Here is a 26,055-nt window from a genome sequence, read left to right on the forward strand (position 1 = left end):
CCCGGGCTGAAAATCAGCTCTGAAGATTACTTCAGGATGATCTCAACGCGACGGTTCTGCGGCTCACGCGTGTTCTTGGCAGTTGCCACCAGCGGGTTGGCATCGCCGTAACCGTGGATGTCGATGGCCGTAGCCGGAACGCCCAGACGGATCAGCTCAGCCTTGACGCTGTTTGCACGACGGAGGGACAGACCCATGTTGTACTTCTCACCGCGCGGACCCGGATGAGCAGCGGAGTTGTCGGTGTAACCGTTAACTTCGATGCGTGTCGTCTGCACGTGCGTGGAAGCCTGGGCAGCCTGGGCAACGATGTCGCGGGCGCGGCCTGTCAGGTTGGACTTATCCCAGTCAAAGAAGACGAGGTAAGTACGGGCAGCCTGAGCCGGCGGCGGAACGACAACATGCGGAGCCGGCGGCGGCGGCGGCGGAGCATTGTTGAAGGCATAACGCAGGCCGAGCATGAACTGGTGCGTGTAGCGCGTGTTGAAGCTTACGCGGTCACCCTTGCCATGGTTCTCGTTGTTGTTGTGCAGGTACTGACGGCCGCTGGTCACGCCGCTCATGGAACCCGTCTGGCCCATGAAGCGATACTGCGTGGTCAGAGCCAGGCCCGGAACGCCCGGGATGTCGTAAGCGGCACCAGCGATGAACTGAGCAGCGAAACCACCCTGGGTGTTGTTGAAGTTCGGGTCAGGACGACCGGTGCTGCGGTTGTAGACCTTGCGGTAACGCTGCCACATGTAACCAGCACCGATACCGACGAACGGTGTAACCGGAACATCGTTCAGGCCGAACATGCCGAGATCGATGTCATACAGCACGTTGGCGAACCCGCCCCAGCCTTCGCTCTTGCCGTGGGCCTTGCGGTTGCCACCAGCGGCAAAGGCGCCACCCAGACGGGTGATGTGGGTCTGGTTGTAGGTGCCCTCGATTTCGAGGCGCAGGCCGTTACCGAAGCCGTAACCAGTGGAGAGGTAGCCGTTGAAGCCGGTGCCGGAGTGGGCGTTGCCACCGATGCCACGACCGTGGGAGGTGCCAGGGTTACCCTGACGGAACTGCTGGTGCTGAACCAGGTTGTAACCGCCTGCCATGTCGACATACGGGCCGGTGATCGTGCTGGCCATGGCAAATGACGGCAGGGCCACCATTGAGGTCATGGCGAGAAGTGCATTACGAATACGCATTTACTTCCTCAGTCCTTAATTCTGTATACTTACGGCCATTACGGTTGGCGGGCGTCGGAACGATCACCGTATGGAGCCAGCGCGGCCGATAACCGAGATGTAATGGAAAGCTGGTGGGAAGTTAAGAGGTTTTCCGCCCTGCGTTTGCGATGGAACATACACTGTGACCAATACAACACATTATCGGAATAAAGGCTGGAATGTGGCGGTATCAGGGGGCAAAACCTTCAGCCAGAAGCAGGGCCCGGACATCATCCATGGCGACATCACGGCAGGTGAAAGCCATGCCGATTCCGCGGAGCAGAACGAAGGTGATCTTCCCGTCGCGCAACTTCTTGTCCCGGCCCATGTGGTTCAGCAGGGTTTCCGTACTGAGGCCGTGGGGCAGGTCTGCTGCACCGGCGGGCATTCCCAGGGCGTGGAGATGGGCGTCAAGCCGTGCCAGGTCATCCTCGGGGGCAAGCCCCATCCTGACGGACAGTGCCAGGGCCATGTGCAGGCCGATGGAGACGGCTTCCCCATGCAGGAGGCGGCCGTCATAATGGAACTCGGCTTCAAAGGCATGGGCGAAGGTGTGGCCCAGATTGAGCAGGGCCCGACCGCCTGATCCTGCCTGCTCCCGTTCATCGTCCTGTACGACTCCGGCCTTGAAGGCACAGGCCCGGCGGACAGCTTCACCCAGCTTCCCGGGCTCTCCCTCCAGAACGGCCTGACCATTGGCTTCGCACCAGGCAAACAGTTCGGCATCAGCGATGAGGCCTGCCTTGACGATTTCTGCATAACCCGCCACGAGCTGGCGGCGGGGGAGAGTGGCCAGCGTTTCCGTATCGGCCAGCACGAGCCGGGGCTGCCAGAAGGCACCGATGAGATTCTTTCCGGCCCGGGCATTGATTCCCGTTTTACCTCCGACAGAACTGTCCACCTGTGCCAGCAATGTTGTGGGAATCTGGATGAAGGGAATTCCGCGCAGCGCCGTAGCCGCCACAAATCCGGCAAGGTCACCAATGACCCCCCCACCCAGGGCAATGACGGTGGTGCCACGCTCGATGCCCCGTTCGAGCATTTCTTCCATGACGGCTTCAAAACGGGCGAGAGATTTGCTGCCCTCTCCCGGAGGCACGATGATGGTGTGAAAGCGGATGCCGACCTCACGGAAATTGCGTTCCAGCGTGGCCAGGTGATGGGTGGCAACTGTCTCGTCGGTCAGGATGATGGCGTGGCCATTGGGCAGATGGGGCTTTACCCGCAGGCCCGCCTGCGCCAGCAGCTCACGGCCGATGAGAACCTCATAACTGTGGCCGGCGAGAGCAACCGGGACATGATGGGGCAGACTCGTATTGGCAAGGGTATCAGTAATGGTCCGGGTGGCCTGTTCCACGCTTTCATCTCCACAGTCGATAATGATGTCTGCCTCGGCATAGCGCGGATACCGCACGGTGGCGAGCTGACGCAGGGTGGCCGCCGGGTCGCCCTGGGCGAGGAGGGGGCGGCTTCCACGGTTGTTGAGCAGGCGTCTGAGCAGGACAGCCATGGGGACATGCAGCCAGATAGCACAGACATCTGCTGCCTTGTGGATGAGGGCACGGGTCTGCGGATGCATCCAGGCGCCACCACCGGTGGCCAGAATGCAGGGGCCGTTCTTTAGGAGGCGGCGTATGACCCGATGTTCCCCGGCACGGAAATGGGCTTCGCCATGGTGGGCGAAGATTTCCGGGATGCTCTGGCGGGAGGCTTTTTCGATCTCGGCATCGGTATCGATGAAGGGGATGCCATAATGCTGGGCCAGCATCCGTCCCAGAGTCGTTTTTCCGGCCCCCATGAGGCCGACAAGGACAATGATGCGGAACGGTGGTCTGGCTGGCTGCGGGGCGTGCAAGGAAGGGGACATGCTGTCCCTCTATCACGGGTGAGAGAGGTGGGGTAGGTCTCTCATCGCCCATGTCTCTGGGAGAGTGTGTCTCCGGTGGAAGAGAAGAGGGTTTTTAAAACGGGATGATCCTTCTATAAACGGGACGTATCCTTTGACATGGAGCCGTCTTATGAAAACCGTTGCCCGTCTGGTGCTGGTCCTGCTGGTTCTTGTGGTGTTGGTGGGGGGTGGGTACGTCCTGACGGCTCACGATACGCAGCCCCCGGCACCGGTGATGGTGCATCGTGACCTGACACCGCAGGCCGTGTCCCCTGCCGCCTCTGCCCAGAAGGCGGCCCCGGGCCTGCCGGAGCTTCCACCTGTTGGAGGGCATTGAGGAGCGGCCCTCATGACGGACGGGCGGGAGGTCCGGCGCTGCCCTGCAGAATCTGCTGCCCTGATAGAGGCGTTTCTTGAGGCCATCGTGGCAGAACGGGGAGCAGCAGAGCAGACGAGAGCGGCCTATCGGGCTGATCTGGAAGATTTTGCCTCCTGGTGTGCGCCCCTGTCGTTGGCAGATGTATCCCGGGGCAGTGTACAGGCCTATTTTGCCGATCAGGGGCGCCGTGGCATTTCCGCCCGGACACAGGCCCGCCGTCTTTCCTGCTTTCGGCAGTTTGCCCGTTTCATGCTCCAGATGGGCGTGCGGGCGGACGAGCTGACCGCCGGGCAGGCATCTCCCCGCTATCAGAGTGGTCTGCCTCATCCATTGAGTGAGGATGAGGTCAGGCGACTTCTGGAAAAGGGCACCTGCGGCCATGCGGATCTGCGCCGGGACCTTCTCTCCCGTGTGGCGCTGGAGATGCTGTACACGACAGGCCTGCGCATCAGCGAGCTTCTGAGCCTGCCAGCGGGCTGTGTCCGGCAGAGAGGCGGCATGCTGCCCGTGCGGGGCAAGGGCGGGCGGGAAAGGCTCGTGCCTTTCTCCAGCGCAGCCAGGGAAGCGGCAGAGGCGCTGCTGGCCTATGATGCCGTGCTGGACAGCCCGTGGCTGTTCCCGGGGCGCAATCCCCGGAAGCCACTGACAAGGCAGGGATTCGACAAGATACTTCATGCCTGTGCGCTCAAGGCCGGGCTGGACCCCCTGCGTGTCAGCCCACACGTGCTGCGTCATTCCTTTGCGACCCACCTGCTCAACAGGGGGGCGGACCTGCGGGCGCTTCAGGTGCTGCTGGGACATGCCGATATCACGACGACCCAGATTTACACGCAGGTCATGACGGAGCGGCTGAAAGAAGTTGTCCGCCAGCATCATCCCCTGGGGCAGGACAGGCAGAGCGGGGAGGCGGGAAAGCGGGGGTGATAGCCGGCTCCGGCAGAGTTTTCCTGCTTCGTGTCAATTTAGGGCTGTCTTGCGTCCTGTTTGCGTGCTATCGGGCAGAACATGCGCCAGTTCCTAGATTTCGAAAAATCGGTTGCCGAGCTTGAGACCAAGATCGGTGAACTTCGTCAGGTTGGTCGCCAGGAGGATGGCGCTGGTCTGGATGGTCTGAACATTGATGAGGAGACAGCCCGCCTTGCGGAGAAAGCGGACAAGCAGCTCCGCACGCTTTACAGCAAGCTGACCCCTCTCCAGAAAGTGCAGGTGGCCCGTCACGCACAGCGGCCTCATGCGCTGGATTACATCCAGTCGCTGATGACGGATTATACCCCGCTCGCCGGGGACCGTGTTTTTGGGGATGATCAGGCTCTTGTAGGGGGGCTGGCCCGTTTCCGTGGGCAGCCGGTCGTGGTCATCGGGACCGAGCGTGGTTCTGATACGGAGAGTCGTCTCCGTCACAATTTTGGCATGGCCCGACCGGAAGGGTATCGCAAGGCCCAGCGTCTGATGCGCATGGCAGAGCGTTTTGGCCTGCCGATTCTGACATTCGTGGATACGGCCGGTGCGTGGCCGGGGATTGATGCCGAGGCCCGCGGGCAGGCAGAGGCGATTGCCCGGGCGATTGATACCTGCCTTCAGGTCAAGGTTCCGCTGATCGCTACGGTGATCGGCGAGGGCGGGTCTGGTGGTGCCATTGCCATTGCCGCAGGCGATCGTGTTCTGATGCTGGAACATGCCATTTATTCTGTCATCTCTCCCGAGGCGGCCGCTTCCATTCTCTGGCGTGACCCCAAGATGGCGCCAGCCGCTGCCGAAGCGCTTCGTCTGACGGCGCAGGATCTGAAAAAACTTGGCCTGATCGATCATGTGATTGATGAGCCGGTGGGGGGCGCCCAGCGTCTTCCTGCTGAAGCCATCAATCGCGTGGGTGAGGCCATTGCTGCAGAACTGGCCTCCGTCCAGGGGCTCTCAAAGGAAGAGCTGCTGGCCCGGCGTCGGGAGCGTTATCTGGAAATGACACGGGTAGGCTGACCGTTCCGCCTGACTGATATGGAGTTTTTGGGAAAGCCGCCTTTTCAGGCGGCTTTTTTTTTCAGGCTCCTCGTGGAGGATCTCCCTCCAGGGGGGTGAAGCCCAGGCTGGCAAGAAGGGTGCGCAGGGCCGCCCCAGCCAAGGTGACAGCCTCAGCGTCATAGCCTTTTGCAACAAGGGCCACACCCCGTTTCTGTCCTTCGTCAAACGGGTAGGAGCCGATATCCAGTGTAGGGAAGTCATGCTGGATGGCCGTGAGTGCCTCGGCAAGATCGCCTTCATAGACATTGTAACTGTACCAGCTGGCACTGGTCAGTGGAGCTCCGCCCTCAAGACGTGGCATGAGCCAGCCCACCATGGCTTGAAAGATGCGGGGGACTCCGGCCATGACATGAACATTGCCCAACGAGAACCCGGGTGCTGTGGACACGCTGTTTTCTATGGGCGTTGCGCCTTTGGGCAGCCATGCCATGCGCTGTCTGGCCTTGTTGAATTCTCCCGCCGGGAAGAGGGCTTCCAGCTGGTGGAAGCTCTCTTCATGGCATGTCAGGGGGACCCCAAAGGCCTCGGCCACACATGCAGCGGTAATGTCGTCATGGGTGGGGCCGATGCCGCCGCTGGTGAAGAGAAGATCGAATCGGGCCCGGCAGTTATTGATGGTGGTTATGATGTGTTCCGGGATGTCGGGAATGACCCGGACTTCAAGAAGCCGGATGCCTCGGCCATTCAGGGCCTGGGCCAGGACACGGATGTTGGCGTCCTGCGTGCGGCCTGAAAGGATTTCATTGCCGATGACAAGAAAACATGCAGTACGGGGAGCCATGAGCCTGTAATACCTTGGTGCTGGCCGCATTGTTTTTCTGCGGGCTTGGGGCCCTCGGGCGTGGCATCCGGGGGTGTGGAAATTGAACCTTCTTCATTATATGGGAGGGTATGGCCTTTTAGAAAGGGAGAGATGCCTGTGAAGCTGGAACACCATAAGCCCGTGTGCCTGTCAGAGTTTCGAGCAGTGCTGGGGGAGGGGCCGGTCTGGATCAAGGCAGAAAATTCTTTCTATTTTGTCGATATTGTGAGCCACCGCATTCATCGGTACAGCCTGACGGATGGCTCCCTGTCAGGCTGGGATGCTCCCAATCGTACGGGTTTTCTTCTGCCTGTCAGTGACGGGACATTTCTGGCCGGTCTGCCGGATGGTCTGCATCGGTTTGATGTGAAAAAAGGCTATTTCGAGCGGGCCTGCGTCATCGAGCCGGACGAGGAGGGGAACCGGCTGAATGATGGCTGTGTCGACCAGCGGGGGCGCATCTGGTTTGGTACGATGGATGACGGGGAAAGTCGGGAGAGCGGGTCTCTCTACCGGGTTGACCACAGGAACGGCCAGCTGGATATCTCACATTGGGATAGTGGTTATACCGTTTCCAACGGTCCGGCCCTGTCACCTTGTGGTCGGGTGCTTTATGCCTGCGACAGTCCCCGGCAGCGTATCTACGCCTTTGATGTCGCAGCAGATGGCCGCCTGACAGGCAAGCGCATTTTTGCCACTTTCACCAAAGGGTATCCAGATGGGGTTGTGACGGACAGCGAGGGCAATCTCTGGTGCGGGACATGGGCAGGGGGACAGATCACCCGCTTCCGCCCGGATGGCACCATGATGGACCCGATTGCCCTGCCGGTCGCCAATGTCACGAAGGTGGCGTTTGGTGGGGATGATTACAGGACCGTGTTCGTGACGACAGCCCGCAAGGGGTTGGACCCCGAGGAGCTGGCAGCCCAGCCGCAGGCTGGTGGCATTTTTGCGTTCCGGACGGACGTTCCGGGCAATCCGCAGCACAGTTTCGTGCTGGAAGGTGTCTGATCCTTCGTCTGTTGAGGGTAGACCTGCCAGGAAAGGGGCTTTCGAGGGCCCCTTTCGTCCATGTCAGCCCAGCAGGGCCTGAATACGGGGAACAAGAGGGGCATCGGCCTTGGGCATGGGGTATTCATCCAACCTTGAGGCAGGCACCCATGCCAGTGTCTGGCCTTCCCGCCCGACAGGGTCATTCTCCCACTCCCGGACAAGATAGAGCGTCATGAGCAGGTGGAAGGTAGCACAGTCTTCACTGACAAACGTGAAGGGTTCCAGGCGGTCGGGTTGAACGGTAATGCCCAGCTCTTCATGGAGCTCCCGTGCCAGGGCGGTTTCCGGGGATTCGGGTACTTCCACCTTTCCACCGGGAAATTCCCACAGTCCGGCAAATGTTTTTCCCTCCGGCCGCTGTGCCAGCAGGACAGAGCCATCCGGCTGGATGAGGATGGCTGCCACGACAAGCAGAGTGTGGGGATGGAAAGGTGAGGTCATCAGAGGCTCCGTATCCAGAATGTCCTGTTGTATGGGATGCCAGTTGAAAATGCGCCTTTTATGTCACAGGGGAAAGAGGAAACGTTAAAAAAACGTCATAACCTTTGCGGCAGAGGCTGCTGCTCTGTAGGAAGTCCACCATAACATGAGTTGATAGCTGCCCTGACAGGGAGACAACCCTGACATGGGCTTTTTATTGTGTGCCAATATTGTTGGGAGTGCCAGACGCATTGCGCCGCCATCTTCTTCTGTCCTCTGCTGCCATTTTTCTGGGAATGGGGAGTGGAACTGCCTTTGCCCAGACCCGTTCATCAACTCCGGTGAGTTCCGCTGGTAAAACGGCAGGTGTTTCTGCCGCACAGCATGGTGGGCACACCCTGACGGGGCACCGGCATGGCAGTCGCCGGGACATGACAGGCAAGGGTGGAAACCAAGCAGCAGCGGCAGGGACTGGTGCAGGGCGTGTGAAGGCGGCCAGCCATCACAGGCCGAAATATGTGTCTGCTCATGGGGTGCAGAGCCTGTCCGTCCACGCCTCGCACGTCAGCCGGGCGGCGGAGCTGGTCGTACCGAAAAGCGTGATGAAGGAATATGTGCCCGGGACCAGCCCCTACAAGGCACTGGACCGTATGCCGGGCGTGAGCTTCACCTCCACGGACCCGTTCGGAATCGACAGTTTCGGGGCGAATCTGTACGTCCGTGGCTTCTTCATGAACCAGCTGGGCGTGACGCTGGATGGCATTCCCCTGAATGACCAGACCTATCAGTCCGTCAATGGTCTGAGCCTTGCCTCGGCCATCATTCCTGATGATATCGGCAGCATGACGATGTCGCAGGGTGGGGGTGGCGTGGATGTGCCGTCCACCAACACGCTGGGCGGGACCATCCGTTTCACCTCCAGCGATCCGTCCGACAGGCTGGGGGGCAAGGTCAGCCAAGCTTTTGGCAGTTACGGGTCTTACCGCACCTATGCCCGGTTTGATTCCGGCCGTCTGAATGACTCCGGCACGAAATTCTACACCTCCTACGCCCGTACGGATGAAGGCATGTGGGAGGGGAAGGGGGACCAGTTCCTTCAGCAGGTCAATGCCAAGCTGGTGCAGCCGCTTGGCGAGCGCAGCAGGGTTTCGGCCTTCTTCGACTGGACGGACCTTCAGCAGCAGAACTATCCGGACCTCTCACTGGGGATGATCAACAATCTGGGCTGGCGTGTCCCGCATCTCTACCCGGATTATGGCAAGGCCTATCAGTGGGCGCAGCAGTGCAATAACAGCCCGAACAATTTCATGGCCTATCCGGGGTCCAACGGGCAGGTGAATGCCTGTCAGATGCCCTATTATGACGGTGGGCAGCATGAGACCAATTTTCTGGGTGGCCTGAATCTTGATCTTGCCCTGACGGACCATCTGACATGGCATACCACGGCCTATGGTCACGCCCAGTCCGGCAATTACAGCTACACGGCTGCCGCATCCGCCGCTTCGGAGGACCCTGACCTTCAGGTCGCCACGCCGAATGGCGTGCCGCTCTATCAGGAAGTCTGGAAGAACAGCCAGCAGCGTTTCGGCATCAACAGCAGTCTGGACTATCGCTGGGGGCATCACAGGATCAATACGGGTGTCTGGTACGAGAACAACAACCAGACCGCCGGGCTTTACAATTATCTGGAGCCGGAGCTGGGGGCGGGTGCGCCCGTCAAGGCGGTCGGGCCTTATAATGTGTATGGGCCGGCCGACCGGGTCTATAATTTCAGATGGCGTACCAATGTGGTGCAGACCCACCTTCAGGACACCTACACCATCCTCAAGGGGTTGACGCTGACAGCGGGTTTCCGCTCCCTGATCTCCCAAACATCCGGTGGCGGACATGAGAATGACGACTCATGGGCGGCTCTGGATGCCGGTGGCCTGCCCTCCGGCTCCCTTCATGCCACGGGAGCTTTCCTGCCCCATTTCAATCTGGACTGGCGTTTGAACCGGCAGAACGAGTTCTACATCGACGTCTCCAAGAACATGCGGGCCTATGAGGTCTCCGGCACGGGTGTGGCCAACTCGCTCTTCTCCGTGCCCAACCAGCAGGAGTTCCTGCGGCAGAAGGCGCAGACCAAACCGGCCCGGGCCTGGACCTACATGGGGGGGTATCGTTTCACGTCCTCCATCGTGCAGCTGGATGCGACCGTCTATCACTCCACCCTGATGCACGAGCTTCTGGCCGGGGCACGGGGAACGATGTTTAATCCGATTTCTGAAGAATTCGATTTCGGGCGCATCTCCATGACGGGGGCCAATGGCAGCGTGTCCGTCCGTCCCCTGCCGGGGCTGATCATCACCAATACGCTCAGTTACAACAAAGGCACCTATGACCGGAACGTGACCTCCAGTGCCGGGACCTATTATCCGCTGAAGGGCAAGAACATCGTCAATTACCCGGCATGGATGTACAAGGCTTCCATCGCCTATACATGGCGTGGGCTGAATGCACATTTTGATGCCAACTATTTTGGCAGGCGGTATTACAGCTTCATGAACGACACCTCAATCGGCAGCTACTGGCTGGCCAATACGGGGGTGACTTATACGTTCAGGAAACTGGCAGGCGTGCGGGACCTGACGGTCAGCTTCAACGTCTACAACCTGTTCAACAACAGATACATCGCCATGATGGGTGAGAACAACAACCCGCCCGTGGGGGATTACCAGTCCCTGGAGCGCGGGGCGACACGGGAATATTTCGGAACGATCAGTGCAGCCTTCTGACTGGTCCGCAGCATGAAGAACGGCCCGCTCTGGTTTCAGGCGGGCCGTTCTGCTGTTCAGCGGGCTTCTTCGGCCAGTTCGGCACTCAGGGCGGTGATGAACTGCGAGGCGACCCGGCCGGAGCGGCTGCCCCGCTGCATGGCCCATTGCAGGGCACGCCGGTGCAGCTCCTCCCTGGCGATGGGGAGCTGCCTCTCCTCCGCATAGGCATCGATGATGCTGAGATAATGGGGCTGGGAAGCACCATAGAGGCCGATCCACAGGCCGAACCGGTCGGAGAGGGACACCTTCTCCTCGATGGCCTCGCCCGGGTTGATGGCATCCCCCGCCTCATTCTCGATCATGTTCTGCGGCATGAGGTGGCGGCGGTTGGAGGTGGCATAGACCAGCACATTGTCAGGCCGTCCGGCGATGCCTCCATCCAGGACCGATTTCAGGGACTTGTAATCCGCATCCTGAGTCTCGAAGGAGAGATCGTCACAGAACAGGATGACCCGGCGGGAGGTGCGGCGCAGCAGGGCCAGAAGCTGCGGCAGGGTGGCGAGGTCATCCCGTGGAATCTCGATCAGTGCCAGCGGGGGCTGGCCGTTCCTGCGCTGTTCCTCATTGACGGCCAGAAGACAGGCCTTGACGAGCGAGGACTTGCCCATGCCTCTGGCACCCCAGAGCATCACGTTGTTGGCTGCCAGTCCGTGGGCAAAGAAGCGTGTGTTGCCCATGACCTGCCTGATCTGCCGGTCAATGCCCTTCAGCAGCTTCAGCGGGACGGCCTGCATGTGGGGGATGGGCAGCAGATGGCCGCTCCCGCCCTGCCAGATGAAGCTGTCCTGCGTGGGGTCATCCAGCATGGCAGGGTTTGCTGGTGGAGGAGCCATGCGTTCCAGACTTTCGGCAATGCGGGTCAGGAGAGGGAGAAGAGCGGTTGCTGGCATGGTCTTCCTGTGTAATGAGCTTGACGTGACGGTCTGGCACGATATGGTCCGCAATTATCTCATCAAGATGGAACCAACACCACCTATGCACAATATTCTTTTTTCCACGGCTTATGCCGCTGATGCCGGTACCAATGGCGGCGCCTTCAGTTCGGCAGCGCTTGTGCAGTATGCACCTTTCGTGCTGATCTTTGTGGTCTTCTATTTCTTCCTGATCCGCCCACAGCAGAAGCGCCAGCGTGAACTGCGGGAGGAGCAGAACAGCCTGCGTCGTGGTGACCGGATTGTCACGGCAGGTGGCATCGTGGGGACGGTACAGAACACCCGTGATGATTCGCAGGAAGTGGATGTGGAAATCGCACAGGGCGTGAAGGTGAAGGTCATCCGCAGTACGATCACGACCATCCTGCGGCGTGAGGGCAAGCCTGCCAACGAGGCGTAAGGGAACGTTCCTCAGCGGGTTTCATGCCCAGCTGGCACCATAAAGAAAAGGCCCTGCCACGATGAACCGTGGCAGGGCCTTTCTCATGTCGGGTGGGCCGGACGATCAGGCACCCTTCAGGCAGCTCTCGGCGTACTCGTAGTTGGCGAGACGGTCGAGGAAGTTGGTGACGTAGTCCGGACGACGGTTGCGGAAGTCCAGATAGTAGGAGTGCTCCCACACATCCAGCCCCAGCAGCGTACGCCCCTCATCCTCGGAGAGCGGATTGGCGGCATTGGCCGTCTTGGTGACCTTGAGCTTGCCATCGGAGCCCAGAACCAGCCATGCCCAGCCAGACCCGAACTGTGTCGTGGCAGCCTGCTTGAAAGCGGCCTTGAAGGCATCAACGGAGCCGAAATCCTCGGTCAGTTTCTTCTCCAGCGCACCGGGGATGCGGCCGCCGTTGGGGGAGAGGCAGTTCCAGAAGATGCAGTGGTTCCAGTGCTGGCCGGCATTGTTGAAGACCGGGGCCAGGGAGGAATCAGCGTGAGACAGGGCAATGATTTCTTCAAGGGCCTTGCCTGCCAGTTCCGGCTTGCTCTCGACGAAGCCGTTCAGGGCTGTGACATAGGCCTGATGGTGCTTGCCGTGGTGCAGCTCCAGTGTTTCCTGGCACATGCCGGCATCGGCCAGGGCGTTTTCGGCATAGGGGAGTTTTGGGAGTTCAAAAGCCATGTGAATCTTCCTTGACATATGAGGGGCAGGAGGCATCCCTCCTGCCAATTCATGACCCCCTCTAGCTATGGTTGCCGGGCGGCAACGTCAAGGTGTGTGGGGCGGAGTGTCTTAAAAAAAGAGTAAAACAGTCCCAATAGTGGGAAGAAGGACCGCTGGGTACCTTTCAGCGGTTGGCAGCCTCCCGTTCCATCCGGGCAATCAGGGCGGAGTAATCGTCATCAGCATGATTCCGATTGGAGGCGGCCAGATTCTGGGAGGCTGCCGCCATGCCGTGCATCGGGACGCCACAGCGGCGGGCGGCCTCCATCAGCAGGCCCATGTCCTTGCTCATCAGGCGGGTTGGAAACTGGGAGGGGAAATGCCCTGCCTTGCCCATGCCGATCTTGCGCTTGTGATGGGGGCTGATGACGGCCAGTTCCTGAAGGGCATCGAAAAGGACGCTGCGCTCCACGCCAGCGGCCAGGCCATAGGCGATCCCTTCAGCAATGATGTTCAGCGTGCCCCCCATGATGCCGTTGACGACGAGCTTCAGCCGGGTTGCGCTCCCGGCCGGACCGGCATGGATGGTGATGCGGCCGATATGGTCCAGAATGGGGCGGGCGAGCGTCACGGTCTCTTCCGGGCCGCCCACCAGCATGATGAGGGCCCCTTTTTCGGCTTCCGGCGTGCTGCCTGACATGGGGGCGTCCAGCACGGCGACATTGCGCTCACCCAGCAGGGCTGCGAGGTGGTCGGCCTGTTCCGGTGAGACGGTGGAGGTGTCCAGCACGAGCTGCCCGCTCCGCAGTCCCGCCAGGAGGCCATCCGGACCATGCAGGGCCGTGTTCTCCGCCTCGTCATTCGGGACACAGATGATGATGGCGTCGCTCCTTTCCGCCACGAGGCGGGGAGAGGCCAGCATGGGGACATCCGCCTCAGCGCCATTGCTCCGGCCTGATGGCGTGTGAGCGACGACATCATATCCGGCCTGGACCAGATTGCGTCCCATGAGGGATGCCATGGCACCATAACCGATGAAACCGATGGTCTTGATGGACATGGGCGGGTTCCTTTCAGGGTTTGTTGAGTCAGTCTTTACGGGGGAGATGGACCGGGGCGGGTAAGGATCAAAGAGGGATGGCGGAAGCGTGATGGAAAGCCGCCATGAAAAAACCCCGCCGGAGCGGGGCTGGAAGAGAAGGATCATTCCTCGTCGTCATAGTCGTCGGCATCGGCCGGGTGGCGGATGGGAGGACGGGACCGGTTGTCCGCATTGCGGCGGGTGAAGTGATGGGCGATGTCCGCCAGTTCCACGAAGTGGTCTGTCTGGCGGCGCAGGTCGTCACCAATCATCGGTGGTGTCGTCTTGACGGAGGAAATGACCGTGACCCGCACGCCACGGGACTGCACGGCCTCCACGGCACGGCGCAGGTCGGAATCCCCGCTGACGATCACGATATGGTCCAGCCGGGGGGCCTGTTCGATCAGGTCCACGGCCAGCTCGACATTCATGTTGCCCTTTACGCGGCGCTGGCCGGACTGGTTGGTGAATTCCCGTGCCGTCTTGGTGACCAGATGATAGCCGTTATAGGCCAGCCAGTCTGTCAGCGGGCGGAGGGGGGAGTAATCTTCCGTCTCCGGCATGGCCGCATAATAGAAGGCCCGCTGGAAGGAACACTGCTGTTCGAAAAGATCCCGCAGGGCGAGGAAATCGACCTCGAACCCCAGGTTGCGTGCGGCGTGGTGCAGGCTGGCCCCGTTGATGAAAAGTGATGTGCGATCGTTTTTGCGTAGGAGAAGGTTGGACATATGGCTCACATATGGTCTTGGGTTAGTCTTGGGTGCGGGGAGTGTTGATCAAGAAATGTCCTGTCAGTCTCGGGCAGGGCTGCCCTTTGATTGTTTCCCTGTTCCGTATGTATGGCGGACTCAGCACCAGATCTGATGATGGAAGGCATGTCGGGTGGAGAAAGCAGGACAGCCTCCTGCTTCCCTCTTACAGCTTTGCGTTGCGTCAATAAAGGCCTTTGTGGTAACAAAAGTCCAGATTGTGAGATAGCAATGGGACAGGCTGCCTGTTTCGGCAGGTGGGGCTGTCCCGGCCCGTTTGCAGGGGCCATTTCAGCATGTGAGTGGGGAGCGCCGGTTTTATGGCACGTGTGACCGTAGAGGACTGCATCGAGAAGGTTCCGAACCGTTTTGACCTGGTGCTGCTGGCCGCCCAGCGGGCCCGTGGTCTTTCCCGCGGGGAGGAGATGCAGGTTCCGCGGGATAATGACAAGAATACCGTTGTTGCCCTGCGTGAGATCGCCGAGGATCATGTGAGCCTCGAGGGGCTGAAGAACGGCATTGTCCGCTCCATGAGCAACCAGCCGGAAGTCGAGCCTTCCGATGAGGAAGTGATGGACCTCATCCCGACAGACCAGAACATTTTCGGTCTTCAGGATGTATCTGCGGAAGAGGAAGCTGCCAACATGGCAGCTGATGAAGCCGGCTCCGGCCGGGGGCGTCGCTAAGCCTTTCAGGAACTGAGGTGTGCGCCCTGGGGAAGGGCCCCCTTTTCTTCGCCTTCGGGCGGGGATGGGATGCAGGTTCTTCCATCAGTGAAGAATGGGGGCTGATCCATGGCTGATGAAACGCTGCTTTCCACCGATCTCCCGGCGGAGACGGTGGCTGGTGCCGGGGACGCTCTCTTGCAGGATTTTCACCCCTCCATAAGCGGCCTGCTGGAGCGGGTCCGCTGTTACGATCCCCATGCTGATCTGGCCCTGATGCAGGAGGCCTACGATCTGGCCGCCAAAGCCCATGAGGGCCAGTGCCGGGACAATGGTGATCCTTACATCACCCATCCGATTGCCGTGGCCAACATACTGGCCGGGTTCCGTATGGACCCCGTGTCCATCATGGTGGGTTTCCTGCATGATACCGTGGAGGATACGGGCATCTCTCTGGAGATGCTGGCAGGGCGTTTTGGCAAGGATGTAGCGGCCATCGTTGATGGCGTGACCAAGCTGACACGGCTGGAGCTTCAGTCCGACAGGACCAAGCAGGCGGAGAATTTCCGCAAGCTGGTGCTCGCCATGTCGCGGGACATCCGTGTGCTCATTGTCAAGCTGGCGGACCGGCTGCACAACATGCGGACGCTGCATTATGTCCAGCGGACAGACCGGCGGCAGCGTATCGCTAGGGAAACACTGGACATCTACGCCCCTCTGGCCGAACGCATCGGCATGGACCGGGTGAAGACGGAACTCCAGGATATTGCCTTTGTCAATCTGGAGCCGGAGGCTGATGCCACCATCCGGGCCCGGCTGAATTACCTGCGTGGGCAGGGTGCGGACATGATCGAGCAGATACGCTGCGAGCTGGCCACACTCTGCAAGGAAGCCGGGGTGGAGGGGGCGACCGTCATCGGGCGGGAAAAATCCCCCTATTCCATCTGGGAAAAGATGAAGCGGCGGAATGTTGCTTTCGAGCAGCTTTCCGACATCATGGCGTTCCGCATTCTCGTGCCCACGAGAGAGGCCTGTTATGCGGCGCTGGGGGCGGTGCACGGGGCCTACCCCATGATTGCCGGACGCTTCAAGGACTACATCTCCACCCCCAAGACGAACGGCTACCAGTCCCTGCATACAGGGGTGACGCTCTATCGGCCGCACAGCCAGAAGATCGAGGTGCAGATACGCACACCGGAGATGCACGATCTGGCAGAGAATGGCGTGGCCTCCCACTGGAGCTACAAGGATGGCAGCAGCCCCAGCGAGCATGAGACGGCCGTTCTTTCGGAAACATTTGGGGCCTATACCCGCAAGCTGCGTTGGGTGCAGGACCTGCTGGACATTCTGGAGGACAGTCAGGGGCCGGACGAGTTTCTGGAGAATACCAAGCTCGAACTCTATCAGGATCAGGTCTTCTGCTTCACCCCCAAGGGACAGCTCATTTCCCTGCCTCGTGGGGCTACGCCGGTGGATTTTGCCTATGCCGTACACAGTCAGGTCGGGGACCGGTGTGTGGGGGCCAAGGTCAATGGGCGTCTTGTCCCGCTGAAGCATGTTCTGGAGAATGGCGACCAGATCGACATCATGACGGCACGGGGGGGCACGCCGTCCCCGTCATGGGAGCGGTTTGTCGTCACGGGCAAGGCCCGTGCCCGTGTGCGGCGCTTCGTGGCCCTCCAGCAGCGGCAGAACAACGTTGAGAATGGCCGTGGTGCTGTTGCCCGTGCGTTCCGCCAGAAAGGTGTTGATGGGTCGGAGAAAGTGCTGGAGGGCCTTCTTGGCACGCTGAAGCAGAACAGCCTTGATGAGCTGTATGGCAGCGTCGGGGCCGGGCAGCTGGACCCGAGGGATGTTGTAGGGGCGGCCTATCCGGAGCTGTCCCGTCAGGGGCAGGTGCCCCGTATCGTGCCCGGCCTGTCCCCCCGGCTGGAGGGAAGGCTGGACCAGAAGCCCCTGCCGCCAAGACGGCCTTCCAGTTATGAGGGCACGTTGGTCAATGGTGTCGGGCGGGGTATTGAACTGCACTTTGCGGGTTGCTGCCGTCCTTTGCCGGGGGACCGCATCGTGGGCATCATTGCCCAGGGCAAGGGAGTGACCGTACATCGGCGCAAATGCCACAATCTCAGCATGTTTTCGGACATGCCCGAGCGCTTTCTTGAAATCTCATGGAGTGAGGAGGCCCTTGGGCGGACAGGGCGGGATGCCCCCCGTTACACGGCCCGCCTTTCCGTCGTGGCGGGAAATGACCCGGCTGTTCTGGCAGCGCTGACCAACCTGGCGACACGGCACGAGGCCAGCGTGATCAATCTGCGGATCGTGAACCGCCAGCTGGATTTCATGGAAATTCTGGTGGACCTCGAGGTGCGGAGCAAGGGGCATCTGGCAACGGTTCTGGCAGGGTTCCGGGCCGAGAAGGGTGTTCTTCAGGCCGAACGGACAAAGGGATGACCTCATGATTCTGGGGATCGGGGTTGATCTCTGCTCCATCGGGCGGATCGAACGGGCCCTGGCCCGCCATGGGGATGCGTTTCTGGAGCGTGTGTTCACGCTGGAGGAGCGTCAGTATGTGCAGGCATTGCGGGGGGCGGCCCGGGCAGGGGCCTGTGCCAAACGCTGGGCAGCGAAGGAGGCCTGCGCCAAGGCTCTGGGGACAGGCTTTGCCCAGGGGGTGCAGCTTCAGGATATTTCCGTGGGGCGGAATGATCTGGGGGCTCCTGTGCTCAGCCTTTCGGGCGCAGCGGCGACCCTTCTGGACCAGCGCCTGCCGGCAGGGCATCGGGCCGAATTGCTGTTGAGCCTGAGTGATGAGCCGCCCATGGCCATGGCACAGGTGCTGATACAGGCTGTTGCCCTTTAGTCTTGGCGGCTTGAAATATCGTCAGGATGGAATTAACGCATGACCCGGCGGGTCAGGCAGGCTATGGCAGAAACGGGCAGGGCAGTCTGCCTGCTTCTTGCCAGAACAGGATGAACAGGGACCATGAACGAAGACAGACAGGAAGAGCAGACAGAAAAGCCGGAAAGCCTTCTGGCCTCCATAAGACAGATTCTTCTATGGCTCATTCTGGTGGTTGCCGTACGTTCACTGCTGGTCGAACCGTTCAATATTCCGTCTGCCTCCATGATCCCGACCCTTCAGGTCGGGGATTTTGTGGCGGTCTCCAAGATGAGCTACGGTTATTCCCGGTATTCTTTTCCGTTCTCGCCGCCGTTCATTTCGGGACGTGTGTTCGCTTCCATGCCGCACCGTGGGGATGTGGCGGTGTTCCGGTTCACCAAGGATACGTCAGTCGATTACATCAAGCGGATTGTCGGCCTGCCCGGGGATCGCATCCGCATGGAACAGGGGCATCTCTTCATCAATGGTCAGGAAGTGCCGCGGGAGGACCGGGGGCATTACAGCGTGATGGATGAGCGGGGCTATGTGCTGTCTGGGACCCGTTATCGGGAAATGCTGCCCCGGGAGGATGGCAAGACGGTACCGCATGATATCCTGAAGATGCGGGATGATGACCTTGCCAACAATACGCCTGAATATACCGTGCCAGAGGGCTGCCTGTTTGCCATGGGGGATGACCGGGATGACAGTTCGGACAGCCGCTTTCAGGGAGGGCATGAGAGCGGTGCCTGCGCTGTCCCTGCCGGGCGTGATTATCTGACGGATAGCGGCGGTCATGATCTGGGGTTCGTGCCTGTGATCAATCTGGTCGGACGGGCAAAGATGGTGCTGTTCTCCGTTGATATGCGGCATCCGGCCTGGCAGTTCTGGTATTGGCCGACAGAGATACGCTGGGGCCGTTTCCTGCGTGGTATTGACGAATGATGACACGTGATGAGGCTGTCCGCCATGTCGAGGCGAAGCTGGAACACCGTTTTGCTGACCCCGCACTTCTGCATGAGGCTTTGACCCACCGGTCCGCCGTGCCACGGCGGCAGGGACGGAACCGGGGGCGGCAGAAGGGGCATCCTTCGGGGAAAACGCCACGGGGGCAGGGGTCCAACGAGCGTCTGGAGTTCGTGGGGGACAGGGTGCTTGGCCTGCTGATGGCGGAATGGCTCTTTGAGCGCTATCCGGAGGAGCAGGAAGGCGCTCTGGGGGCCCGCCACGCCCATCTGGTCTCCCGTCCTGTTCTGGCCCGGATTGCGGAAGGGATTGAGCTTTCCGAGGCGATACAGATTGCCCAGCATGAGGAAAGTGCCGGCATACGTGTTCTGGCCAGCGTTCTGGCCGATGCGATGGAAGCCCTGCTGGGCGCACTCTATCTGGATGCCGGGCTGGACCCGGCCCGGCATGTGGTCCGTCGCTTCTGGGACAGGGACATCGAGAAGAGTGGACAGCCCCACAAGGAGCCGAAAACGCTGCTTCAAGAGTTTCTGCTGGGGCGTGGCGAGGCCTTGCCGCATTATGAACTGACCGCCGCTGATGGGCCGTCCCATGCACCGATATTCCGTGTGGAGGTCCGGGCACTGGGGCAGGTGGGTGTTGGCCGTGCAGGCAGCAAGCGGCTGGCTGAAAGTGCGGCGGCGACAGATTTGCTGAAGAAGATGGGGCAGGAGACAGAACGTGCCTGAGGATACAGAAAAGACCGCCACGGGCGGAGAGACACGCTGCGGTTTTGTTGCTCTTGTCGGGGCTCCCAATGCAGGAAAATCCACCCTGCTGAACCGCATGGCTGGGGCCAAGCTGTCCATTGTCAGCCCCAAGGCGCAGACGACACGGTTCCGTACGCTTGGCATTGTGATGCGGGATGCGGCGCAGATCGTGTTTGTGGACCTGCCGGGCATCTTCAAGCCCCGCCGACGGCTGGACCAGGCGATGGTCAATGCTGCCTGGAGCGGGTCGCAGGATGCTGACCTCAACCTGCTGCTGGTGGATAGCCGCATCGGTCTGACAGACGAGATCAGGGAGATCATCGCTCGACTGAAAGAGGGGAAGCGGCCTGTCTGGCTGGTGCTGAACAAGACAGACCTCATCCAGCGGGATCAGCTTCTGCCCCTGACGAAGGCCATCACGGACCTCCTGCCGGTGGAAGAGGTCTATATGGTCAGTGCCCGGTCCGGTGATGGGGTTGAGGGCCTGCTGGACGGGTTGGCCAGGGCCATGCCCGTTGGGCCTTACCATTACCCTGAAGATGATCTGACAGATCTGCCAGACCGTCTGCTGGCAGCGGAAATCGTGCGGGAGCAGGTCTTCCTCCAGACCCATGAGGAGATTCCCTACCATGCCACGGTGGAGACGGAATCCTTCAAGACACGCAAGGACGGATCCATCCGCATCGACGTGACGATCTACGTGTCACGGGCAGGGCACAAGGCCATCCTCATCGGGGAGCGGGGGCAGCGCATCCGGGAGATCGGGATGCGGGCCCGGAAACAGCTGGAAGGCCTTCTGGATGCTCCCTGCCATCTTTTTCTCAATGTGAAGGAGAGGGCTGCGTGGGACAAGGAAACAGCCCGCCTGCGGGCCCTCGGTCTTGCAGATTATGGCTGAAGCGCACGAGTTTCGCTTGTTCATGCAGGGGTAGCTCTGTATGAGGGAGCAGACAGATTTCAGGACATCATCAACCAGAGAGCCGGTACGATCATGAGCACCGCCCCCCAAGAGCCGAACTTCCCTTATAAACGGGTCCTTCTCAAAGTGTCTGGCGAGGCGCTGATGGGCAAGGGAACTGCCGGTGTTGACCCGGAGATGGTGGACATGGTGGCTGCGGACATCGCCGGTGTGGCCGCTCTGGGCGGGCAGGTCTGTCTCGTCGTGGGGGGAGGCAACATCTTCCGTGGACTGGCCGCTGCCGCCAAGGGAATGGACCGGGTGCAGGGGGACTATGCCGGGATGCTGGCAACGGTCATCAATGCCCTGATGCTCCAGAATGCGCTGGAGAAGCGTCATGTGGAGACCCGGGTGATGACGGCCATCCACATGGCCTCCATTGCCGAGCCTTATATTCGCCGCCGGGCCGTCCGTCATATGGAGAAGGGCCGTGTGGTCATCTTCGCAGCCGGTACGGGCAATCCGTTCTTCACAACTGATACGGCTGCTGCCCTGCGGGCGAACGAGATGGAGTGCGATGCCCTTTTCAAAGGGACGCAGGTTGATGGTGTCTATTCCGATGATCCTCGCCTGAATCCCGATGCCGAGCGTTATGAACAGCTGACCTACATGGATGCCCTGGCCCGCAATCTGAAGGTCATGGATGCAGCAGCTGTCAGTCTCGCCCGGGAGAATGCTCTGCCGATCATCGTGTTCAACATGCATGCGCCGGGGGCTTTTGCGGCAGCCATGAAAGGTGAAGGGCGCTTCACCCGGATTGTTGAGGGTTGAGAGCGAGCGACCAGATTACCATGTCAGCCCGCACCGGCTGACGAACGGAACGATTACTGAGGAAGTGATTTGCCATGAGCACAGAACTGAACGACCTGCTTGATGACCTCAAACGTCGCATGGAAGGGGCGCTGGAGAGCCTGCGCCGTGATCTCTCTGGCCTGCGCTCCGGCCGTGCCAGCCCGAACCTTCTGGAGCCGGTACGTGTGGAGGCTTATGGCTCCGTGGTGCCCCTCTCCCAGGTTGGTTCCGTTGCCGTGCCGGAAGCCCGGATGCTGACGGTCTCTGTCTGGGATGCCAGTGTTGTTTCCTCTGTTGAGAAAGCCATCCGTGACAGTGGGCTGGGGCTGAACCCTGCTGCTGAAGGGCAGACCATCCGTGTGCCCATCCCGCAGCTGACAGAGGAACGCCGCAACGAGATGGCCAAGGCCGCTGCCCGTTACGCCGAAGGTGGCCGTGTGGCCGTGCGTGGTGTCCGCCGGGATGGCATGGACAAGGCCAAGGCCCTGGAAAAGAATGGCGATATCAGTCAGGACGACATGAAGGTCTGGACGGCTGCCATCCAGAAGCTGACAGATGAGCATATCGGCCGTGTGGACAGCCTGCTGGCTGACAAGGAGCGGGACATCAAACAGGTCTGATCGCCAGAACATTGTCGGAACTTCACCCTTCTTCCCGCCCGGCTGGCACACTCCCACGTCATGTTGCCGTCATCATGGATGGCAACGGACGCTGGGCCAGAGCACGTGGCGTACCGATCGCACAGGGCCATCGTGAAGGAGGCGAGGCCGTGCAGCGTTGCGTCCGTGCCGCCATGGAGCATGGGGTGGATTATCTGACACTCTATGCATTCTCATCAGAGAACTGGCGCCGGTCCGGTGAGGAGATCAGCGACCTGACAGGGCTGATGCAGTTTTATCTGCGGCATCGTTTCCGGGAGCTGGATGAGCAGGGTGTCCGGCTGCGCATCATTGGTGATCCTGAACGTTTCGGGGTGTCTTTCTGCCGGGAGCTGCGTCGGGCAGAGGAAAAGACACGCCACAATACCCGGCTGACTCTGGCTCTGGCTCTTTCCTATGGCAGTCGTGCGGAGATTGCCGGAAGTGCCCGCCAGTTGGCCGAACGGGTCCGGGCGGGCACGCTGGAGCCGCATGAGATTGACGAAGCCCTGTTCGCCAGTGCCCTCCAGACGCATGACATGCCCGACCCCGACCTTGTCATGCGGACGAGTGGAGAGAGCCGACTTTCCAATTTCCTGCTCTGGCAGTCCGCCTATGCAGAACTTGTGTTTCTTGACGTGCTCTGGCCGGATTTCGGTGAGAAGGATTTTGCCGAGGCCATGATGCGGTACATGCGCCGTCAGAGGCGTTTCGGTGGGCGGCCAGAATGACAGAGTTGCAGAAACGCATCCTCTCCAGCCTTGTGATTGTTCCGGTGGTGCTCCTCTGTCTCTGGTTTGGTGGATGGGCCTATCGGGTACTGGTGCTGCTCGTCATGGTCGGGATTGTCTGGGAAGGGGAAACCCTGCTTGGCCAGCCGATGAAAAGTCTGCGGGGTGCTCTGCTTCTGCTCTGGCCTCTCTGTGGTGGACTGATCGCCATCAAAGGGCAGTGGTTTGCGGCCTTTTACCTTCTGGTGTCCAGCGTCCTGTTTGGCAGGCGGGCCTGCGGTCCGGTTCTGGTGGCCATGCTGGGTGGTTTTTCCCTGCTCTGGCTGCGGGGGCGGCCTGACGGTTTTTTGGAGACCTTTTTCGTCATTTTCGCCGTCATAGCCAGTGACAGCTGCGCCTACGCCACCGGGCGTCTGATTGGCGGGCCGAAACTGGCCCCGGCCATTTCTCCCGGCAAGACCATTTCCGGCTCGTTGGGGGGCATCGTGGGAGCCGTGATCCTCGGCGGGCTGGTCGGGCACTGGTCGGGTCATGGCTGGTCGTTCTCTGCCTGCCTGACGGGTGGAGTGATTGCCGTGGCGGCCCAGGCAGGCGATCTGCTGGAGAGTGCCTTCAAGCGGCGTCTGGGCGTCAAGGATTCCGGGCGGCTCATCCCCGGTCATGGGGGATTGCTGGACCGGCTGGATGCCCTCCTGCTGGCGGCCCCTGTTGCAGCCATCCTGGCCCTCATGGCCGGAGAGGGGCCATTCTGGCAGCTTTTCCGTTAAGTCTTATTCTGGAGCGGCAGTCTCTGCTATAGGTCTGTCATGAGGCAGACCCGCCATCACGTATCATGTTGAAATCATCAAGGGAGAGGTATTCCATGGGGGGAGGTTCCGGGCGTCGGCGCATTAGCGTGCTTGGCAGTACAGGCAGCATTGGTGTCTCGACAGTCGATCTTCTGAAGCAGCAGGCAGACTCCATCCAGGTGCGGGCTCTCGTGGGGGGAAAGAACGCCGCCCTTCTGGCCGAACAGGCCCGTGAGCTGAACGCCGAGCTGGCCGTCCTGAATGATGAGCAGCATTACGAGGAGCTGAAAGAGCGTCTCGCTGGCACCGGCGTGAAGGTAGCTGCCGGACGGCAGGCTGTCATCGAGGCCGGTGCGCTGGAAGCGGACTGGACGATGGCCGCCATCACTGGGGCTGCCGGCCTGGCCCCCACGCTGGAAGCCGTCCGCAACGGGCACAAGGTGGCTCTGGCCAACAAGGAAGCTCTCGTTTGTGCTGGCAACGTCATGCTGGAAGCTGTGCGTGATGCCGGAGCCGAGCTGCTGCCTGTTGATTCCGAACATAATGCGATCGTGCAGTCCCTGGGTGGGGCGGACATGTCCCTCGTGGAGAAGATCGTCCTCACGGCCTCTGGCGGACCGTTCCGCTGCTCCACGAAGGAGGAGATGGCGAAAGCCACGCCCGAACAGGCCCTGAAGCATCCCACATGGTCCATGGGGGCCAAGATCACGATTGACTCCGCCTCCATGGCCAACAAGGGGCTGGAGGTCATCGAGGCCGCCCGCCTGTTCGATTTGCCTGAACATCAGATAGACGTGCTGGTTCACCCGCAGTCAGTCGTGCATGGCATGGTCTGCTTCCGTGATGGCAGCTTCGTGGCCCAGATGGGGACGGCGGACATGCGGATTCCTATCGCACACACGCTGGCCGCCCCGACCCGGATGCAGACGGGATGCGAGCGTTTGGATTTCGTGAAGCTCGGGCAGATGAATTTCGAGGCAGTGGATGAGGACCGCTTCATCCCGCTGCGTCTGGCCCGTCAGGTCCTGCGGGCTGGTGGCGTGGCCCCGACCGTGTTCTCCGCTGCCAACGAGATTGCCGTGGAGGCTTTCCTCGCCGGGAAGATCCGTTTCCTTGGCATTGGTGAGCTGATTGATGCCAGCCTTCAGGCCATGCCGGAAAACCCGGTGCCGACATCTCTGGAGGATGTCTATCACTGGGACGAAATGGGGCGTGAGCTGGCCCGGACACAGATGAAGCGGATGGCCGACCATGCATAGTCTTCAGAGCATCCTTGCCGGTCTGGCCGTTTTCGGGATCGTCGTCTTCATACACGAGCTGGGCCATTATCTGGCCGCACGCTGGCGTGGTGTGCAGGTGACCGTCTTTTCCATCGGGTTCGGTCCTGCACTGACATCATGGAAGGACCGGGTTGGAACACGCTGGCAGATCAGCCTGCTGCCGCTGGGAGGGTATGTCAAACTCCACGGGTTTGAGAACCGTCCCGATGCGCCCCGGGAAGAAGGTGACGAGAATGCCTTCAACCGCAAGTCTGTCCTCTCGCGGGCAATCGTGACGGTGGCGGGGCCTGTCTTCAACTTCCTGCTGACGATCCTTCTGTTCGTGGTGCTGCTGTCCTGCTTTGGCAGGCCGGAGGCCCGGCCCGACATCGGCACGCTGGCCCCGAATGGTGCAGCCATGAAGGCCGGGCTTCAGGTGGGTGACGAGATACAGCGTCTGGACGGGCATCACATCCTGAGCATTGGCGACATCCAGGCGCAGGTGGCGGCCCATCCGGGTGAGGTCATGAAGGTTGGTCTGCTGCGGAAGGGGCAGAGCCTGGAGCTTCCGGTCACGCTGGACCGTATCCAGCAGGGGGGGCATGACGTCGGTCGGCTGGGGGTCGGTTTTGCCGTCAGCCACAGTGCGCCCCTGCCTGTCTACAAGGCTGTTCCGGCGGCCATCGGGCAGACGTGGGACATGTGCGGCAACATGCTGGAGGGAATCTGGCAGATCATCAGCGGGCAGCGGAGCGCCAGGCAGCTCTCCGGGACCATCGGCATCATTCACATGTCCGGGCAGGCCGTGGATTATGGCGTGGCCAGTGCGCTGGGGTTCGTGGCTCTCCTGTCCCTCAATCTTGGCCTGCTGAACCTGTTCCCCGTGCCGATGCTGGATGGCGGCCATCTGCTTTTCTATGCTTTTGAGGCAGTTCTGGGGCGGCCTCTCTCCGAGCGGACACAGAGCTATGCCCTCCAGTTCGGGCTGCTGCTGGTCGTGGGGCTTTTCATTTTCTCAACGGTGAATGATCTCAGAGGGTTGGGAGTTTTTCACTGGTTGTTTGCACATGGGGGTTGATCTTTCCCCCTCCAATGATGGAAAAGACCTTCTAGGGTAGAGTATATAACTGAAACAGGCAGCTCCCTTCATTGTGATGTCGTGGGAGTCTGTCTGGTGCGGTTGTGCGT

The 26,055-nt window shown here is 60.6% G+C and carries 26 protein-coding genes; 18 read left to right on the forward strand and 8 right to left on the reverse strand.

The annotated features are described in order from the left end of the window. Positions 1–26 precede the first annotated feature (26 nt). Together ASO19_RS03485 and aroB are read right to left on the reverse strand one after the other, a co-directional pair. On the reverse strand, positions 27–1,184 hold the full coding sequence (locus tag ASO19_RS03485) for an OmpA family protein (protein ID WP_043560711.1): 1,158 nt from the start codon (positions 1,182–1,184) through the stop codon (positions 27–29). 211 nt (positions 1,185–1,395) lie between these two features. Continuing rightward, positions 1,396–3,072, reverse strand: coding sequence for a 3-dehydroquinate synthase (gene aroB / locus ASO19_RS03490; RefSeq protein WP_103765390.1), 1,677 nt, complete (start codon positions 3,070–3,072; stop codon positions 1,396–1,398). 151 nt (positions 3,073–3,223) lie between these two features. Between aroB and ASO19_RS03495 the strand changes: the two genes are divergently transcribed. From ASO19_RS03495 to ASO19_RS03505, 3 genes are all read left to right on the forward strand, one after another. After that, a complete protein-coding gene (locus tag ASO19_RS03495; RefSeq protein WP_103765391.1) occupies positions 3,224–3,430 on the forward strand; it encodes a hypothetical protein in 207 nt (68 codons plus the stop codon). A 12-nt stretch (positions 3,431–3,442) separates the two neighbouring features. Further along, positions 3,443–4,396 carry a tyrosine recombinase gene (locus ASO19_RS03500; protein ID WP_103765392.1) on the forward strand — a complete coding sequence of 318 codons (954 nt, stop codon included), beginning with the start codon at positions 3,443–3,445 and terminating at the stop codon, positions 4,394–4,396. Positions 4,397–4,477: 81 nt separating this feature from the next. Next, positions 4,478–5,446, forward strand: a complete 969-nt coding sequence (locus ASO19_RS03505; protein ID WP_043560709.1) for an acetyl-CoA carboxylase carboxyltransferase subunit alpha — start codon at positions 4,478–4,480, stop codon at positions 5,444–5,446. Positions 5,447–5,507: 61 nt separating this feature from the next. On the opposite strand, the gene ASO19_RS03510 is transcribed toward ASO19_RS03505, so the two are convergent. Continuing rightward, positions 5,508–6,269 carry a competence/damage-inducible protein A gene (locus tag ASO19_RS03510; RefSeq protein ID WP_103765393.1) on the reverse strand — a complete coding sequence of 254 codons (762 nt, stop codon included), beginning with the start codon at positions 6,267–6,269 and terminating at the stop codon, positions 5,508–5,510. A gap of 138 nt (positions 6,270–6,407) precedes the next feature. Here ASO19_RS03510 and ASO19_RS03515 point away from each other — a divergent pair, with 138 nt between their 5' ends. Next, positions 6,408–7,301, forward strand: a complete 894-nt coding sequence (locus ASO19_RS03515) for an SMP-30/gluconolactonase/LRE family protein (RefSeq protein ID WP_258036067.1) — start codon at positions 6,408–6,410, stop codon at positions 7,299–7,301. Between the two features lie 63 nt (positions 7,302–7,364). Here ASO19_RS03515 and mutT read toward each other — a convergent pair whose 3' ends face one another. Then, on the reverse strand, positions 7,365–7,784 hold the full coding sequence (mutT, locus tag ASO19_RS03520; RefSeq protein ID WP_103765395.1) for an 8-oxo-dGTP diphosphatase MutT: 420 nt from the start codon (positions 7,782–7,784) through the stop codon (positions 7,365–7,367). 218 nt (positions 7,785–8,002) lie between these two features. On the opposite strand from mutT, the gene ASO19_RS03525 reads away from it, so the two are divergent. Further along, positions 8,003–10,540, forward strand: a complete 2,538-nt coding sequence (locus ASO19_RS03525) for a TonB-dependent receptor (RefSeq protein WP_258036068.1) — start codon at positions 8,003–8,005, stop codon at positions 10,538–10,540. A 56-nt stretch (positions 10,541–10,596) separates the two neighbouring features. On the opposite strand, the gene ASO19_RS03530 is transcribed toward ASO19_RS03525, so the two are convergent. After that, positions 10,597–11,472, reverse strand: coding sequence for an ATP-binding protein (locus ASO19_RS03530; protein ID WP_103765396.1), 876 nt, complete (start codon positions 11,470–11,472; stop codon positions 10,597–10,599). An 85-nt stretch (positions 11,473–11,557) separates the two neighbouring features. On the opposite strand from ASO19_RS03530, the gene yajC reads away from it, so the two are divergent. Beyond that, positions 11,558–11,914, forward strand: coding sequence for a preprotein translocase subunit YajC (gene yajC / locus ASO19_RS03535; protein ID WP_043561439.1), 357 nt, complete (start codon positions 11,558–11,560; stop codon positions 11,912–11,914). Positions 11,915–12,019: 105 nt separating this feature from the next. Here yajC and ASO19_RS03540 read toward each other — a convergent pair whose 3' ends face one another. The 3 genes from ASO19_RS03540 to ASO19_RS03550 all read right to left on the reverse strand — a co-directional run bounded on the left by ASO19_RS03540 (position 12,020) and on the right by ASO19_RS03550 (position 14,419). Next, a complete protein-coding gene (locus ASO19_RS03540) occupies positions 12,020–12,628 on the reverse strand; it encodes a superoxide dismutase (protein WP_043560695.1) in 609 nt (202 codons plus the stop codon). A gap of 166 nt (positions 12,629–12,794) precedes the next feature. Beyond that, positions 12,795–13,670, reverse strand: coding sequence for an NAD(P)-dependent oxidoreductase (locus tag ASO19_RS03545; protein WP_103765423.1), 876 nt, complete (start codon positions 13,668–13,670; stop codon positions 12,795–12,797). 143 nt (positions 13,671–13,813) lie between these two features. Then, complete coding sequence (locus ASO19_RS03550; RefSeq protein ID WP_103765397.1) at positions 13,814–14,419, reverse strand: LabA-like NYN domain-containing protein; 606 nt, start codon at positions 14,417–14,419, stop codon at positions 13,814–13,816. A 341-nt stretch (positions 14,420–14,760) separates the two neighbouring features. Between ASO19_RS03550 and rpoZ the strand changes: the two genes are divergently transcribed. The 12 genes from rpoZ to rseP all read left to right on the forward strand — a co-directional run bounded on the left by rpoZ (position 14,761) and on the right by rseP (position 25,945). Further along, the gene (gene rpoZ, locus ASO19_RS03555; RefSeq protein WP_043560688.1) at positions 14,761–15,126 is read left to right on the forward strand and encodes a DNA-directed RNA polymerase subunit omega; all 366 of its coding nucleotides are present in this window, start codon (positions 14,761–14,763) and stop codon (positions 15,124–15,126) included. Between the two features lie 108 nt (positions 15,127–15,234). After that, positions 15,235–17,556, forward strand: a complete 2,322-nt coding sequence (locus tag ASO19_RS03560) for a RelA/SpoT family protein (RefSeq protein WP_081563004.1) — start codon at positions 15,235–15,237, stop codon at positions 17,554–17,556. Between the two features lie 4 nt (positions 17,557–17,560). Continuing rightward, positions 17,561–17,965, forward strand: a complete 405-nt coding sequence (gene acpS / locus ASO19_RS03565) for a holo-ACP synthase (RefSeq protein WP_081563005.1) — start codon at positions 17,561–17,563, stop codon at positions 17,963–17,965. Positions 17,966–18,088: 123 nt separating this feature from the next. Further along, positions 18,089–18,931, forward strand: coding sequence for a signal peptidase I (gene lepB, locus ASO19_RS03570; RefSeq protein ID WP_043560682.1), 843 nt, complete (start codon positions 18,089–18,091; stop codon positions 18,929–18,931). Then, positions 18,928–19,680, forward strand: a complete 753-nt coding sequence (gene rnc / locus ASO19_RS03575) for a ribonuclease III (protein ID WP_103765398.1) — start codon at positions 18,928–18,930, stop codon at positions 19,678–19,680. Before lepB ends, rnc begins: the two co-directional genes overlap by 4 nt. After that, on the forward strand, positions 19,673–20,599 hold the full coding sequence (gene era / locus ASO19_RS03580; RefSeq protein WP_052349102.1) for a GTPase Era: 927 nt from the start codon (positions 19,673–19,675) through the stop codon (positions 20,597–20,599). The genes rnc and era overlap by 8 nt, the downstream gene beginning before the upstream one ends. A 93-nt stretch (positions 20,600–20,692) precedes the next feature. Continuing rightward, entirely contained in the window at positions 20,693–21,430 is a 738-nt protein-coding gene (gene pyrH, locus ASO19_RS03585) for a UMP kinase (protein WP_043560680.1), read from the forward strand. 74 nt (positions 21,431–21,504) lie between these two features. Then, positions 21,505–22,071, forward strand: coding sequence for a ribosome recycling factor (frr, locus tag ASO19_RS03590; RefSeq protein ID WP_043560677.1), 567 nt, complete (start codon positions 21,505–21,507; stop codon positions 22,069–22,071). Between the two features lie 11 nt (positions 22,072–22,082). Next, entirely contained in the window at positions 22,083–22,820 is a 738-nt protein-coding gene (uppS, locus tag ASO19_RS03595; protein ID WP_258036069.1) for a polyprenyl diphosphate synthase, read from the forward strand. Next, positions 22,817–23,587 (forward strand): phosphatidate cytidylyltransferase, encoded by a 771-nt coding sequence (locus ASO19_RS03600; protein WP_043560672.1) that lies wholly within the window; start codon positions 22,817–22,819, stop codon positions 23,585–23,587. Before uppS ends, ASO19_RS03600 begins: the two co-directional genes overlap by 4 nt. A gap of 95 nt (positions 23,588–23,682) precedes the next feature. Continuing rightward, a complete protein-coding gene (dxr, locus tag ASO19_RS03605; protein ID WP_043560670.1) occupies positions 23,683–24,867 on the forward strand; it encodes a 1-deoxy-D-xylulose-5-phosphate reductoisomerase in 1,185 nt (394 codons plus the stop codon). Then, complete coding sequence (gene rseP, locus ASO19_RS03610) at positions 24,860–25,945, forward strand: RIP metalloprotease RseP (protein WP_103765399.1); 1,086 nt, start codon at positions 24,860–24,862, stop codon at positions 25,943–25,945. Before dxr ends, rseP begins: the two co-directional genes overlap by 8 nt. The last annotated feature ends 110 nt before the right edge of the window (positions 25,946–26,055 follow it).

This window comes from Parasaccharibacter apium (assembly GCF_002917995.1).
GTDB classification, from domain to species: Bacteria; Pseudomonadota; Alphaproteobacteria; order Acetobacterales; family Acetobacteraceae; genus Bombella; species Bombella apis.

What these genes read in the sequence shown, in the direction of transcription:
- ASO19_RS03510 (WP_103765393.1), bottom strand. Translation starts at nt 6,269, where the DNA reads ATGGCTCCCCGTACTGCATGTTTTCTTGTCATCGGCAATGAAATCCTT.
- ASO19_RS03530 (WP_103765396.1), bottom strand. Translation starts at nt 11,472, where the DNA reads ATGCCAGCAACCGCTCTTCTCCCTCTCCTGACCCGCATTGCCGAAAGT.
- rpoZ (WP_043560688.1), top strand. Translation starts at nt 14,761, where the DNA reads ATGGCACGTGTGACCGTAGAGGACTGCATCGAGAAGGTTCCGAACCGT.
- ASO19_RS03600 (WP_043560672.1), top strand. Translation starts at nt 22,817, where the DNA reads ATGACAGAGTTGCAGAAACGCATCCTCTCCAGCCTTGTGATTGTTCCG.
- dxr (WP_043560670.1), top strand. Translation starts at nt 23,683, where the DNA reads ATGGGGGGAGGTTCCGGGCGTCGGCGCATTAGCGTGCTTGGCAGTACA.
- ASO19_RS03545 (WP_103765423.1), bottom strand. Translation starts at nt 13,670, where the DNA reads ATGTCCATCAAGACCATCGGTTTCATCGGTTATGGTGCCATGGCATCC.
- frr (WP_043560677.1), top strand. Translation starts at nt 21,505, where the DNA reads ATGAGCACAGAACTGAACGACCTGCTTGATGACCTCAAACGTCGCATG.
- ASO19_RS03550 (WP_103765397.1), bottom strand. Translation starts at nt 14,419, where the DNA reads ATGTCCAACCTTCTCCTACGCAAAAACGATCGCACATCACTTTTCATC.
- yajC (WP_043561439.1), top strand. Translation starts at nt 11,558, where the DNA reads ATGCACAATATTCTTTTTTCCACGGCTTATGCCGCTGATGCCGGTACC.
- rseP (WP_103765399.1), top strand. Translation starts at nt 24,860, where the DNA reads ATGCATAGTCTTCAGAGCATCCTTGCCGGTCTGGCCGTTTTCGGGATC.
- aroB (WP_103765390.1), bottom strand. Translation starts at nt 3,072, where the DNA reads ATGTCCCCTTCCTTGCACGCCCCGCAGCCAGCCAGACCACCGTTCCGC.
- ASO19_RS03505 (WP_043560709.1), top strand. Translation starts at nt 4,478, where the DNA reads ATGCGCCAGTTCCTAGATTTCGAAAAATCGGTTGCCGAGCTTGAGACC.
- ASO19_RS03485 (WP_043560711.1), bottom strand. Translation starts at nt 1,184, where the DNA reads ATGCGTATTCGTAATGCACTTCTCGCCATGACCTCAATGGTGGCCCTG.
- lepB (WP_043560682.1), top strand. Translation starts at nt 18,089, where the DNA reads ATGAACGAAGACAGACAGGAAGAGCAGACAGAAAAGCCGGAAAGCCTT.
- ASO19_RS03495 (WP_103765391.1), top strand. Translation starts at nt 3,224, where the DNA reads ATGAAAACCGTTGCCCGTCTGGTGCTGGTCCTGCTGGTTCTTGTGGTG.
- ASO19_RS03500 (WP_103765392.1), top strand. Translation starts at nt 3,443, where the DNA reads ATGACGGACGGGCGGGAGGTCCGGCGCTGCCCTGCAGAATCTGCTGCC.
- ASO19_RS03560 (WP_081563004.1), top strand. Translation starts at nt 15,235, where the DNA reads ATGGCTGATGAAACGCTGCTTTCCACCGATCTCCCGGCGGAGACGGTG.
- mutT (WP_103765395.1), bottom strand. Translation starts at nt 7,784, where the DNA reads ATGACCTCACCTTTCCATCCCCACACTCTGCTTGTCGTGGCAGCCATC.
- pyrH (WP_043560680.1), top strand. Translation starts at nt 20,693, where the DNA reads ATGAGCACCGCCCCCCAAGAGCCGAACTTCCCTTATAAACGGGTCCTT.
- rnc (WP_103765398.1), top strand. Translation starts at nt 18,928, where the DNA reads ATGATGACACGTGATGAGGCTGTCCGCCATGTCGAGGCGAAGCTGGAA.
- acpS (WP_081563005.1), top strand. Translation starts at nt 17,561, where the DNA reads ATGATTCTGGGGATCGGGGTTGATCTCTGCTCCATCGGGCGGATCGAA.
- ASO19_RS03540 (WP_043560695.1), bottom strand. Translation starts at nt 12,628, where the DNA reads ATGGCTTTTGAACTCCCAAAACTCCCCTATGCCGAAAACGCCCTGGCC.